Annotated in this window: 10 protein-coding genes, 2 rRNA genes and 1 pseudogene (1 of these 13 cut by a window edge); 7 read left to right on the top strand and 6 right to left on the bottom strand. The window is 64.6% G+C overall.

The features are described 5' to 3' along the window. Window positions 1-14 precede the first annotated feature (14 nt). Window positions 15-401, bottom strand: coding sequence for a hypothetical protein (locus QEG98_RS14905; RefSeq protein WP_316567157.1), 387 nt, complete (start codon window positions 399-401; stop codon window positions 15-17). Between the two features lie 676 nt (window positions 402-1077). Here QEG98_RS14905 and QEG98_RS14900 point away from each other — a divergent pair. Then, window positions 1078-2094, top strand: a complete 1017-nt coding sequence (locus tag QEG98_RS14900) for a hypothetical protein (protein ID WP_316567156.1) — start codon at window positions 1078-1080, stop codon at window positions 2092-2094. A 343-nt stretch (window positions 2095-2437) separates the two neighbouring features. On the opposite strand, the gene QEG98_RS14895 is transcribed toward QEG98_RS14900, so the two are convergent. The 3 genes from QEG98_RS14895 to QEG98_RS14885 form a co-directional block, all read right to left on the bottom strand. Then, window positions 2438-3970, bottom strand: coding sequence for a hypothetical protein (locus tag QEG98_RS14895; protein WP_316567155.1), 1533 nt, complete (start codon window positions 3968-3970; stop codon window positions 2438-2440). Window positions 3971-4333: 363 nt separating this feature from the next. Then, window positions 4334-4810: an SRPBCC domain-containing protein gene (locus QEG98_RS14890; protein ID WP_316567154.1), complete on the bottom strand. Its 477-nt coding sequence runs from the start codon at window positions 4808-4810 to the stop codon at window positions 4334-4336. Further along, window positions 4807-5184, bottom strand: coding sequence for a metalloregulator ArsR/SmtB family transcription factor (locus tag QEG98_RS14885; protein ID WP_316567153.1), 378 nt, complete (start codon window positions 5182-5184; stop codon window positions 4807-4809). The genes QEG98_RS14890 and QEG98_RS14885 overlap by 4 nt, the downstream gene beginning before the upstream one ends. A 294-nt stretch (window positions 5185-5478) precedes the next feature. Between QEG98_RS14885 and QEG98_RS14880 the strand changes: the two genes are divergently transcribed. From QEG98_RS14880 to QEG98_RS14855, 6 genes and pseudogenes are all read left to right on the top strand, one after another. Next, window positions 5479-6264, top strand: coding sequence for an ABC transporter ATP-binding protein (locus QEG98_RS14880; RefSeq protein ID WP_316567152.1), 786 nt, complete (start codon window positions 5479-5481; stop codon window positions 6262-6264). Continuing rightward, entirely contained in the window at window positions 6261-7043 is a 783-nt protein-coding gene (locus QEG98_RS14875) for an ABC transporter permease (RefSeq protein ID WP_316567151.1), read from the top strand. Before QEG98_RS14880 ends, QEG98_RS14875 begins: the two co-directional genes overlap by 4 nt. Before the next feature lie 22 nt (window positions 7044-7065). Continuing rightward, window positions 7066-8100 carry an ABC transporter substrate-binding protein gene (locus tag QEG98_RS14870; RefSeq protein WP_316567150.1) on the top strand — a complete coding sequence of 345 codons (1035 nt, stop codon included), beginning with the start codon at window positions 7066-7068 and terminating at the stop codon, window positions 8098-8100. Window positions 8101-8160: 60 nt separating this feature from the next. Then, window positions 8161-8511, top strand: coding sequence for a transposase (locus QEG98_RS14865; RefSeq protein ID WP_316567149.1), 351 nt, complete (start codon window positions 8161-8163; stop codon window positions 8509-8511). A gap of 49 nt (window positions 8512-8560) precedes the next feature. Next, a pseudogene (locus tag QEG98_RS14860) lies at window positions 8561-9790 on the top strand (IS3 family transposase). 129 nt (window positions 9791-9919) lie between these two features. Further along, window positions 9920-10081 (top strand): alkaline phosphatase, encoded by a 162-nt coding sequence (locus QEG98_RS14855; protein ID WP_316567148.1) that lies wholly within the window; start codon window positions 9920-9922, stop codon window positions 10079-10081. Between the two features lie 74 nt (window positions 10082-10155). On the opposite strand, the gene rrf is transcribed toward QEG98_RS14855, so the two are convergent. Both rrf and QEG98_RS14845 read right to left on the bottom strand, forming a co-directional pair. Next, window positions 10156-10272 (bottom strand): 5S ribosomal RNA (gene rrf / locus QEG98_RS14850). A gap of 161 nt (window positions 10273-10433) precedes the next feature. Next, a 23S ribosomal RNA gene (locus tag QEG98_RS14845) occupies window positions 10434-12764 on the bottom strand (it continues 632 nt past the right edge of the window).

Here is a 12764-nt window from a genome sequence, read left to right as displayed (position 1 = left end):
GAGCCAGCCCCTCATCAAGGGAGCTGACGTTGCACACGCGCGCTGAGCCCGATGAGGGCCGCACGGTCCTCCGCGCTGAACATGGCCCCAAGGGCCCGAGCCTCAGCGGAAGGATCGCGCTGGAAGAACTCCGTCTCGCGCCGAGCGAACTCCGCGATGTTGGCCTCGGTCGCGGGCTGGCTGAGCAACTCTCGCTGCTGCGCGTAGAAGTCCCCCACCTGGCCTGCGCCGAACTCGCGAGCATAGGCCTCCGCGGCAGGCCCCAATCGCGTCAGCGGGCGCGTCACGCCAGACGATTGAAGCACGGGGCCCACGAGGGGCAGGGCGTGAACCACGGCGCCCGGCAAGGCCCCCGCGGCATGCCCCGCCGTGCCCAGCATCCCCACAGCCCCCGACAGCAAGGGCCGGATGGCCGCCCCGACCGACCCCGGGGGACACTGCCGCGTGACCTCCAGGGCCCGCTGGCGCTGTCCGCCGGATGGAGCGGCACCTTGACCGGAGAGATTCACCAGAGGGGCTGAACGCGGTGGCTCGAAGCGGTCCCGCGAAGGCGGAGGCTGCCGAGCAGCATTCCCAGGCGCCGATGGCGGCATGGCCACGGAATCCCGAACGCGGGACGCGGATGGCGCCACGGCGGGGCGAGGCGCGACTCCAGGACGAATCGGACGGGTGTTCTCCATGGCGGAGAACATACCACAGGCTATTCACGAAAAACAGACCTCGTACCCGCCTCATTCGTTCGCCCCCCGGCAGCGCACGCAATGACTCATCCGCTGTAGCCCCAAGCGACGTGTCACGTTGAAAACAGACACCAGACACATCCAATCCCTCATCATCCATCCACGCCTTGGGAGGCCGAAAAACCACGGCATCGGGCAAGGGACGCCCAGGGTCGTCTCAGAGGGAGACGGGCACCCTATCGCGACGGAAAGAGGGCCATTTCCATACCTGGAGTGCACAATCCCGGAAACAAATTTTTGACACGGAACAAACACGAATCCGGATTGCCAGGAGCATTCGAGTCTGATGTATTAAATACGTCTCACTTCGTTGTCCCCCCTAGCAGGAGTTCCCCCGATGCGTCGTTATGTTGGATCTGCCTTCCTCGCCGCCGGTCTGCTCGTTGGCTGTGGTCCGAGCGAAACCGAAACGTCCACGCAGCAACCCCAGGAGCAGCAGCAGGGGCTGCTGACGGAGGCTGACGTGGACGTTGCAACCGAGTGCCAGGGCATTCTCCAGTTCGTCAATGAAGCGACGTTCAACACGCTGGACGCCTATCTGCCCAGCAACGTCGTCCACAACCTGGTCAACCGGCGCGCGGCTTCGCAGTTCGTCTCCCTGGCGGACATCTCCTCCGTGGCGCTGGTCGGTCCGGCGCGTCTGCAGCAGATCGAGCAGGGCGCCCGGAGCCAGGACTACATCGACGCGGACTGCTACGGCATCGCGGATGGGCTGGCCCTGTCGCGGGATGACGCGTCCGCCATCGTGTCGCTGGTGAACAGCGTCAGCTCCACCGAGCTGCACGACATCCTCCCCTACGCGTGGAATGGCGCGCTGAACCTGCGCAACCAGCGCCCGTTCACGAACGCGGACGCCATCGCGAACACGACGGGTATCGCCGACGTGAGCTTCCGCAACCTCCGCAACGCGGCCACGCTGAGCCGTCCGTTCGAGGCGCTCATCAACGCGGTGAACAACCTGCCGCGGCCTCACGGTGGTGTGTTCATGGCGCGCCACTTCGACTGGTGGGCGAACATGAACGGCGATTTCCATATCTTCCAGGTCCAGGAGTGCTTCGGCGAAAGGACGGAGCGGGTGTCCGATCCGCAAGACCACCGCGGGACGAATGCTGACGCCGCCGAGGTCCGCGCCCATGTCGAGGCGTTCGTCAACGCTGCCGCGAGCTTCGGCACGTTGGATCCGGCAGTGAAGGCCGCCGGTCTGGCCAACCTGAACACCCTGATCGAGGGCCGCTCGTTCTTCGGCTGCTCCTACGGCTACGCGCGTGACCCCTGGAGCGACCACAGCGCGACGTTCTTCGTCGACACCGAGTCCGGCTTCAGCGTGTACACGGACAGCTACTATTCAGAGTGATTCACCGGCGCTCCGGACGGGGCTGAACGGCCCGCCCGGGGCGCAGCAGGCTTGAAGCAAGCCCCAGGCTCGTTCGGGCCTGGGGACTCATCCCTCGGATCGAAACTGGCTCCAATATCCCTCGCTGAGGAGCCACGCTGCCCCCGGCGGGAGCGGTACAGTTCCACTCCGGATTGCCGCTGCGAGGTTTACGTGCCCTTCGGCGGAGTCACCACACGAAGCCGAATCGTCCTGACGTAGCCTGGGAAGCAGGCGACTTCAGACACATCGGCGACGCATGCCTTCCCCCTGCCAACGCGCATCCGCCGCTCGATTTCTTCAATCTCCATATCGACTCCCAGTATTAGAGAGGGGCCGCGGACGAGTCGCACACTTGTGACAGACCGGGCCCGAACTCCACACTTGCGTAGCGGTCCACGGCGAGAAAGAGCAGCAAGTCATCCAGGGTCGAGTTCGGCGTCAACCGCAACCGAGTGCAGTGACTGTGCGACAGGCAAGACTCAGGCTGCGGCACACCTGTCTGAGATATCGCCTTCTGGCCCAATTCGACAGTCAGCACGTGCGCGGACTCGGAGCCGCGACAATCGTCGAGGAACAACGGCAAGACCGACACCCTTTGGGAAAACGCCTGGCCGAGCCATGGCGAAATCTGGCTCAAGGCCCTACGCGTTTCCGCAGGGATTTCATGCTCCGGTCCGACGGCCAATGCGAGTTGTGCCACCCCGACACGTCGCGCAGCAGCCCCCAGGCAAGCCACGGCGCGAAGCGTTGCTGAATTCTCCACGCCTACGTCCAAAGAAGCGGGGAGCACGGGCTCGCCCAGAATCCCCACGGCCCGCTGTTGTCGGTAGTCGGCCAGCGCCCGCTCGACATGCGCTTCCCCAGCGTCCCAGCGAGCAGCAAAGCTGCCCGACACCAGGACTCCCTCCGACGTCACGCTGAGCACCGGCTTGAGAGAACGCAGGAGGCCGGTGTCATCGACGCCGCGCAACGCAGCGGACGAAGCCCCCCTGTCTGTCACCCCAACAAGACGCGCGAAATTCGAGGCCACGGCACGCGTCCCCAGCAGATGGGCACCGCTTGAAATAGCCAGGAGTGCTCCAACAAGCCACGGAGTCATGCGCTCAGCCTTCGAGAAGGCAGAAGCGCGTCGATGCCGAGCGCCTGCGGCCAGGCCCAGGAGCGCTGCGATGGCGGCGACGCACTGGGCCGCTTGCAGCACCGCCCAACGGCTCGCAAACGCGTCTTGCTCCGCCGACCATTCGTTCAGGCTGGTCATCGCGATCTGATTGAAGAAACTCGCTCCTGCATGGGATGCGAATCCCGCGCACGCAGTGCTAACGATTGAGAAAGCACACACAGCGGATCCCGCCAACAGTGCGCCTCGGGACCAAGACGCGTCGCGTGGGCACGCTTGCTCCCGGAGCCCCACTCCACTGGAATCTAGCGCCAGGACCGCCCCCAAAGAAGCCAGGAGGAGCGCAGCGCCGAACGCGGCGCTGGCCTGCTCCGTCAGGAGCTCTCCAAGTCCCGCGGCCAGCGTCACGGCGCCCCCCATCCCAGCGTCATGATGCAACTCCAGGACGCGATAGCGCCACAGCAACAACAGATGCGCGGTACCGAGGAGCCATGGGAGCGCGGCAAGCACCAGGGAGCGTTTGACAGCGAGCCGCTGGTGGGCACCCCAACGGAAAAAGAGCACCGCGAGCACCACCGCGGTGGCGAATGGAAGCAGGGAAACGAAATATGTGGCAAGGGGGACGGGGGGATAGCTCCCAGTGAGAGTGAACCGCATTCCCGATTCACGAAGCCGGACGGCCTCCTGGTAGGCCTGCCACAACCATTGAATCCCCAGAGGGCAATACAGGAGCACCAAGGGGACGCTCGCGAAGAGCCACCCACGCCATACCCGCGTCTGCGTTACTGGCTGCATGGCACGGGAGGATAGCCGAACAAACGGGCTGACTCGCAGTCATCAAGGGCGGGATTCGCCCTTGATGACTGCGACAATCTCCCAAGCCGAGCGCCGTGCCATGCACCACTTCCGGTAAGGTCACTGGGAGCAATCCGCGGTGCTCCGAGGGGCCTGTGTTGATGGTCACCAGGAAGCGCGGACTTCTGGTCATGGACATGCACATCCCAGGGGCGGAACTTCTTGCTCATGCACGGCGTTGAGCCCCTCAGCCCCAGCCGGGCAAGCCTCCGCTGCGATTACCGCGACAGGCTCCTCGGCGCCCCATCAGGCGAAGCGCGAGTCCAGCTTCGTGAGCTGGCTCGTGAAGCCTTCCTGCTGCATCTTCGTGAACTCCTCGCTGTGCATCGCGTCCAGCCTCACCACCATCCGAACGCCATCGTCGCTCGGGAGGAAGTCCACGGCGATCTTGCTCTCGTAGGTAGCGACCCCCGGGAGGAAGTCGATGACGTTCGTGAGGACGAGCCGCGAATGTGGCGCCACCTCGGTGAAGCGGGAACGGGTCGCGTGAGAGGTCGGCTGGCCCATCTGCTTCATCGCGGCAATCATCTCCGGTGAGTCGGCAATCATGTCATACCGAAGGGCGCCGCCTACGCGTGCATCGAGTTCGTGCACCGCGGCACGGAAGCCCTGTGGTCCCCACCACGACTCGAAGCCCTCTTTCGTGGTCCAGAGCGCCCAGATGTCCTCGATTCCTGCCCGGTAGGTGCGCTCGATGACGACCTTCGCCTTCTCGTTGCTCATTTCCGCTGCCCCTTCTCTTCGACCCGGCGAGTCTGTTGTTGTTGTTGCTGCTGCTTCTTCTCGAGTGCGGCTCCGAAGCGATCGAGTCGCGCATCCCACAGCTGCCGGTACCCGGTGAGCCACCCATCGAGTTCCTGAAACGGCTCCGGCTTCAAGGCGTAGAGGCGACGCTGCCCATCCGGCCGCATCGAGACAAAGCCCGATTCCGACAGGATGCGCAGATGCCTCGAAACACCTGACTGGTGGATTCCGGCTTTCTCGACGACGTCACTGACCTGCTGCTCTCCGTACCGAAGGGCCTCGACGATGCGGCGGCGCGTCGGGTCGGCGAGAACCTGGAAGACATCAAGTTGCATGAACATGCATATACACATCGATGCATATTTTCGTCAAGGCCGGGCCCGACGCAAGCGCTCAGGCCAGGCGAGGCGCCGTCGTCTCGGCATCTTGAGCCCTCTGGCAGCGCCCAAGTCGGAAGAGCTCCGTGGCGGTAGCCTCGATTCGAGCTGCCTGCTCCCTCACTCAGCGGCCGTCAAAATCGGCCGAGTACGCGCACGCGAGGGACTGAGCCCTGAGGATTGCGACTGACTCCGCGCTCGCCTCCCGAGGGCTGGACGGTTAGAAACACTCCATCCATGGCGCCTCCTGGCCTCCATCCCCTCTCTCCCATGGCCCCCATTTCCGGAAGTGGGGGCGTTCGTGTGAAGGTCGAGGGCCTGCGCCGCACCTTCCCAGGCAACGTCGCCGTGCTGTCGGGGCTGGATCTGGACGTGGCGCCCGGTTCGTTCGTGGCGCTGCTCGGTCCCTCCGGGTGCGGCAAGTCCACGCTGCTGCGGCTGGTGGCCGGGCTGGACCGCGCCGAGGCCGGGCACATCTCCTTCACCCCGACGCTGGAGCGCACCCAGGGCGAGCGCGCCCCCATCGCCTACGTCTTCCAGGACGCGCACCTGCTGCCCTGGCGCTCGGTGCTGGACAACGCGGCGCTGCCGCTGGAGCTGACCGGCGTGTCGAAGCCGGAGCGGCAGGCTGCCGCGCGCGCCGTGCTCGATCAGGTGGGGCTCGGCGATGCCACCGACCGCTTTCCAGCGGAGCTGTCTGGCGGCATGCGCATGCGCGTGTCCCTGGCACGCGCGCTCGTCACCCACCCCAGGCTGCTGCTGCTGGACGAGCCCTTCGCCGCCCTGGACGAGCTGACGCGCGGCCGGCTGGATGATCAACTCCGCGCGTTGTGGCGCAAGCTGGGGATGACCGTGCTCTTCGTCACCCACTCCATCTCCGAAGCCGCCTACCTGGCCGAGCGAGCCGTGGTCCTGTCGCGACGGCCCGCGCGCGTGGTGCTGGACCGGACGCTGGAGCTGCCAGTTGAGCGCAGCGCGTCCCTGCGCACCGAGGCCTCCTTCGCCCGCGAGGCCCGCCTGCTCAACGAGGCCCTGGAACAAGGAGAGCGCTGGTGAACCGCTCAGCCCTTCGCGCGGCGGTCCCTCCGCTGGTGGCGCTCGTCGTCCTGCTGACCCTCTGGGAAGGCACGGTGCGCCTGCTGGAGGTTCCGCGCTGGCTGGTGCCTCCGCCCTCGGCCATCGGTGCCGTGGGAGCCCAGGAGGCGTCCTCGCTCCTCGGCGCGGCGATCACTACGGGCCGCTCCGCCCTGGTCGGCTTCGGGTTGAGCGCGGTCCTGGGGGTGCTCGTGGCCGTCCTCCTCGCCTCCTCGCGGATGGTGGAGCGCGCCCTCTACCCCTACACCCTCTTCCTGCAGACAGTGCCCATCGTGGCCATCGCCCCGCTGCTGGTGCTGTGGTTCGGCCCGGGCCCGCGCGCCGTCGCGGTGTCGTCCTTCATCGTCTCGCTCTTCCCGGTCATCGCCAACACGCTCACCGGGCTGCGCTCGGTGGAGCCCTCGCTCCGGGACATGTTCCGCCTCTATGGCGCGCGGCGGCTCGCCACACTGTGGAAGCTGGAGTTGCCCGCGGCGATGCCACACCTGTTCACGGGGCTGCGCATCGCCTCGGGACTGGCCGTCATCGGCGCCATCGTCGGCGAGTTCGTCGCCGGCTTCTCCGAGGGCTCCGCGGGGCTGGGAATCCTTGTTCTGTCCGCGTACCGTCAACTCCGCACGGATCTGCTGTTCGCCGCAGTGCTGGCGGCCTCGGGGTTGGGCCTGGTGTTGTTCGGTGTGGTGAGCCTCACCGGCGCCCGGCTGCTGCGGCGCTGGCACCCGTCGGCGCAGGGAACATGACTCACCTGGCAAGGAGCTGAACGTGAGCGGACGCCTCTTGAAACTGTTGGGCTGCGCGGTGCTTCTCGTGGCCGCGGGCGCCTGCTCGCGCCAGAAGGAGGAGCCCAAGCAGGGCTCCCAGTCCGCCACGGGAGCCAGCACCGCCCCGCCGAAGGCGGACGCCCCGGCCAAGGTGCGGCTCGCGCTCAACTGGGTGCCGGAGCCCGAATTCGGCGGCTTCTATGCGGCGCGGGAGTCGGGGGCCTTCTCCCGCCATGGGCTCGAGGCGGAGATCCTCGGCGGCGGGGCCGGCGCCCCCGTGCCGCAGATGGTGGCCACCGGCAAGGTGGAGTTCGGCATCAGCGGCGCCGACGAGATCCTCGTCGCGCGAGCCCGAGGCCTGGACGTGATTCCGCTGTTCGCGGTGTACCAGACCTCTCCGCACGCCATCATGGCCCACGCCTCTCGCGGGGCGAAGAACATCGAAGACGTGCTGTCCTCGGGCACGGTGGCGCTGGAGCCGGGCCTCTCCTACGTGGCCTTCCTCAAGAAGAAGTACAGCTTCGACAAGGTGAAGGTGGTGCCCTACGACGGGGGCGTCGCGCGCTTCCTGGCGGACAAGGACTTCGCCCAGCAGTGCTTCGTCACCGCCGAGCCCATCGCCGCGAAACGGCAGGGCGCCACGCCAACGGTGTTTCTGGTGGCCGAGGAGGGCTTCAACCCGTACCTCGCCGTGGTCATCACCCGGCGCCAGTACTGGAAGGAACAGCCCGAGCGGGTGAAGTCCTTCGTGGCGGCGGTGCGCGAGGGGTGGCGGACCTACCTGGACAACGCGGGGCCCACCAACGCGGTGATGGGAAAGCTGAACACGACGATGGATGCGGAGACGTTCGCGGAGGGGGCCGAGGCGCAGAAGCCGCTCATCGAGACGGAGGAGACGCGGGCCCGAGGACTGGGCACGATGAACCGCCAGCGGTGGGAGCAGTTGGCCCAGCAGCTCGTGGAGCTGGACCTCATCGAGAAGGCGCCCGCCGCGGACGAGTTCCTGCTGCCGGAGTTCACAGGCTCACGCGATTGAAGCAGCGCGGAGCCGTATCCGCCAAGAGCCGCTCATCCCTCTCGAATATCCTCCGGCCCGGTGACCCTCGAGGCGAAGATGGCGACGCTGGAGCGCCACGTCTTTGGCCGCAGGGCAGAGAAGCTGCCGACGGCGGCCGCCGAGCTGCGAGGGGCCGCGTCCGAGGATGAGTCGAAGGCGGCGCGGGACGAGGCAGCGAAGAAGAAGCGCCAGCAGAGGGCGGCCCGGAAGGCCGAGGAGGCCCCGGCGCGGGAGGTTCGCCACGCCGTCCCAGTCGAGGAGCGCCACTGCCCTGCGTGCGACATCGAGGACTTGAGGCCGCTGTGCCGGGGCCGCACCAGCGAGGTGTACGAGTCCATTCTTCCGCGCTTCGAGCGGCAGGTACACGTGCAGGAAGTCCTGGTGGTGTAGCCCCCTGAAGAGTCGGACAGGCTCGTTCGGCTAGAAAGCGAGTCTGACGATGGAGAAGAAGACCCAAGAAGGAGCCCCGGAGGGGGCGGAGAAGGGCAAGCGCCGTCGGCGGTACTCAGCGGCGGAGAAGCTGCGCCTGGTGACCGAGAGTGAGGCGCCTGGCAGCAGCGTGTCCCTGGTGGCACGGAAGTACGGCATCAGCCCCAGCCAGTTGTTCCGCTGGCGGCATCTGAAGGAGGCGGGCGGCGTATCCGGGCTGCAGGCCGGGGAGGCCGTGGTGCCCGAGTCCGAGGTGCAGGCGCTCAAGGCGCAGGTGCGTGAGCTCCAGCGGCTTTTGGGCAAGAAGACGCAGGAGGCGGAAGTGCTCCGGGACGCGGTGGAGTTGGCCCGCGAAAAAAACTACTGTCGCCCGCGGCCTTGTCCAAGCTGGGAGGCATTCTGTGAGCGCGGTGGCCCGGGCCCTCGGCGTGGCCCGCTCCACCCTGCACCGGCCCCTGGGCCCTCGGGAGCCCCGCAACCCAGACGCCCATGTTGACGCCGAGGTGCTGGAGGGACTCAAGGCCGTCGCTCAGGAGCGCGCCACGTACGGCTACCGCAGAGCCTGTGCCCTCCTCAACCGGCAGCGCCGGGCGGCGGGGAAATCGCCCGTCAACCACAAGCGGGCCTACCGCCTCATGCGCGACGCCCAGCTCCTCCTGCAGAGGCACACGGGGAAGCCGACACGCACCCATGAGGGCACCATCATCACGTTGAAGTCCAACCTGCGTTGGTGCAGCGATGGCTTCGAAATCCGCTGTTGGAACGGCGAGCGCGTCCAGGTGGCATTCAGCCTCGACTGCTGCGACCGGGAGCTCATCGCGTACCGTGCGTCCGCCGAGCACCCCACCGGCCTCACCATCCAGGATTTGATGGCCGAGACGGTGGAGGCCCGCTTCGGCCCGGGCACCTCGAGGGTGCCACACCCGGTGGAGTGGCTGTCGGACAACGGGCCCGTCTACACGGCCACGGACACCCGCGATTTCGGCCGGAGCCTCGGCCTGCTGGTATGCACCACGCCCGCCTACTCCCCGGAAAGCAACGGCATGGCCGAGGCTTTCGTGAAGACGTTCAAGCGTGACTACGTGTACGTCAATGAGTTGCCCTCGGCTCCCCACGTCCTCGCCCAGCTGCCCGCCTGGTTCGACGACTACAACCGCTGCCACCCTCATCGAGGATTGAAGATGATGTCACCCCGCGAGTTCCGTACTGCTAATTCCCAAGCCTGAGCTGTCCGATTTGACGGGGGCAACTCCACCGGCGTGCGCGTGCGGCCGGGGCGTCGTCACCGCCCCGCCTCCGGCGAGGGTGGTGGACCGGGGCGAGTACGGCCCCGGCTTCCTGGCGCACGTGGTGACGTCGGAGTGCGCCGATGCCACGTCCTTGCACCGGCTCGGTCAACGAGTCGAACGCGGCGGCGAAAGGGGCGGCGCGAGCCGAGCACCTGCTGGTGCTGGCCACCATGGCGGCCCTGCTGGCCGTGGGGGCCGTGCGCCGGCTGCGCACGCGGCGCCTGGCCCAGCGCCCGCGGTGACGCGCGGAAACCCCACACGCCCAAAACGGAAAACCCCCGGTGTCCACGAGGGACACCGGGGGTTTCTCAAAAGAATCCGGCAGCGACCTACTCTCCCGCGCGGTTTCCCGCGAAGTACCATCGGCTCTGGAGGGCTTAACTTCCGTGTTCGGGATGGGAACGGGTGGGACCCCTCCGACATAGCCACCGGAAAACAAGCGACAGTGCATACAAAGGGTAAGTTTCAATTCATTGCTGAGCGAAGTCTCGCTGTGCGCAGTGTGAGTCTTCCAGGCGAGTGCCAAAAGCACTCGAGCCTCGGCCTTGGCCCCGAGTCCCTTACTCCCCTTGAGGGGGCATGCAAGAGAATGGGGAAAGTAAGCCTCACGACCAATTAGTACCGGTTAGCTGAACGTGTTACCACGCTTACACACCCGGCCTATCAACGTCGTAGTCTTCGACGGGTCTTCAGGGGCTTGCGCCCGGGATACCTGGTCTTGAGGTCGGTTTCCCGCTTAGATGCTTTCAGCGGTTATCCAATCGGCACATGGCTACCCAGCGATGCCTCTGGCGAGACAACTGGTACACCAGCGGTGCCTCCAACCCGGTCCTCTCGTACTAAGGTCAGAGCCTCTCAAGTATCCTACGCCCACAGCAGATAGGGACCAAACTGTCTCACGACGTTTTGAACCCAGCTCGCGTACCGCTTTAATTGGCGAACAGCCAAACCCTTGGGACCTGCTCCAGCCCCAGGATGCGATGAGCCGACATCGAGGTGCCAAACCTCCCCGTCGATGTGAACTCTTGGGGGAGATAAGCCTGTTATCCCCGGAGTACCTTTTATCCGTTGAGCGATGGCCCTTCCATTCAGGACCACCGGATCACTATGACCTGCTTTCGCACCTGCTCGACGTGTCCGTCTCGCAGTCAAGCTCCCTTATGCCATTGCACTCGACGCCCGGTTTCCAATCGGGCTGAGGGAACCATCGCGCGCCTCCGTTACTTTTTGGGAGGCGACCGCCCCAGTCAAACTACCCACCAGACAGTGTCCCAATCCCGGCTGACGGGACATGGTTAGACACCAGAAATCAACAGGGTGGTATTTCACCGTTGCCTCCACCGAACCTAGCGGCCCGGCTTCAAAGGCTCCCACCTATCCTACACAGTCAATCCCTAGTGTCACTGTCAAGTTATAGTAAAGGTTCACGGGGTCTTTCCGTCTTGCTGCGGGTAAACTGCATCGGCACAGCTATTTCAATTTCGCTGAGTCCCTCTCCGAGACAGCGCGGAAGTCGTTACTCCATTCGTGCAGGTCGGAACTTACCCGACAAGGAATTTCGCTACCTTAGGACCGTTATAGTTACGGCCGCCGTTTACTGGGGCTTCGGATCATCGCTTCACCTTGCGGCTGACGAATCCCCTTAACCTTCCAGCACCGGGCAGGAGTCAGACCCTATACGTCGGCTTGTCGCCTTCGCAGAGTCCTGTGTTTTTGGTAAACAGTCGCTACCGCCATTTCTCTGCAACCTCTCTCAGCTCCGGCTGTACGCCTTCACCTACCAGAGGCCCACCTTCTTCCGAAGTTACGGTGGAAATTTGCCTAGTTCCTTGGAGGAGAGTTCTCTCAAGCGCCTTAGGATTTTCTCCTCGCCCACCTGTGTCGGTTTACGGTACGGACACCCTGTAAGCTCCCTACGGGACTTTTCTTGGAAGCAGAGCATCAGCGACTTACCCCTTACGGGGCGCCATCGAGTCTCGGGGATAGCTGCCGCGCCTTTATTCGTACGCGACACCCCTACGCCTTTAGACTGACACAACCACCGGTCAGCTCGCCTAGCTTTCTCCGTCCTCCCTTAGTTCAACGCTCACAAGATGGTGCAGGAATATTAACCCGCTTTCCATCACCTACGCCTTTCGGCCTCGGCTTAGGTTCCGACTAACCCTGGGAAGATTAACTTGACCCAGGAAACCTTGGGCTTACGGCGAGGGGGTTTCTCACCCCCTTTAACGCTACTCATTTCGGCATCAGCACTCCCAGCCGCTCCAGCCGCCTTTTCAGTCGACCTTCGCTGCAACTGGGACGCTCCCCTACCGCCACACGCTTTACGTGTGACCCGAAGCTTCGGCACTAGTCTTGAGCCCCGTTACATTTTCGGCGCGGCCTGTCTTGACCAGTGAGCTATTACGCTTTCTTTAAAGGATGGCTGCTTCTAAGCCAACCTCCTGGTTGTCAATGACCTGCCACATCCTTTCTAGTGTTCACTTAGACTAGATTTGGGGGCCTTAGCTGTCGGTCTGGGTTATTCCCCTCTTGCCAATGGACGTTATCACCCACTGACTGCGTCCCGGGATAACAATTGCCGGCATTCGGAGTTTGGTACGGTTTGGTAATCTGGTGAGACCCCTAGCCGTTCCAGTGCTCTACCTCCGGCATTGAATTGCCCGAGCCGATACCTAAATATCTTTCGGGGAGAACCAGCTATCACGGAGTTTGATTGGCCTTTCACCCCTACACACAGCTCATCTCAGAAATTTTCAACTTTCACGAGTTCGGTCCTCCATGCGGTGTTACCCGCACTTCAACCTGGCCATGTGTAGATCACCCCGCTTCGGGTTATAATACACGCAACTATACGCCCTATTCGGACTCGCTTTCGCTCCGGCTCCACCTAACGGCTTAGCCTCGCTACGTATATTAAGTCGC

Source organism: Myxococcus sp. MxC21-1, from assembly GCF_032612255.1.
GTDB lineage: Bacteria > Myxococcota > Myxococcia > Myxococcales > Myxococcaceae > Myxococcus > Myxococcus virescens.
This window is presented reverse-complemented; position numbering and strand designations above follow the sequence as displayed.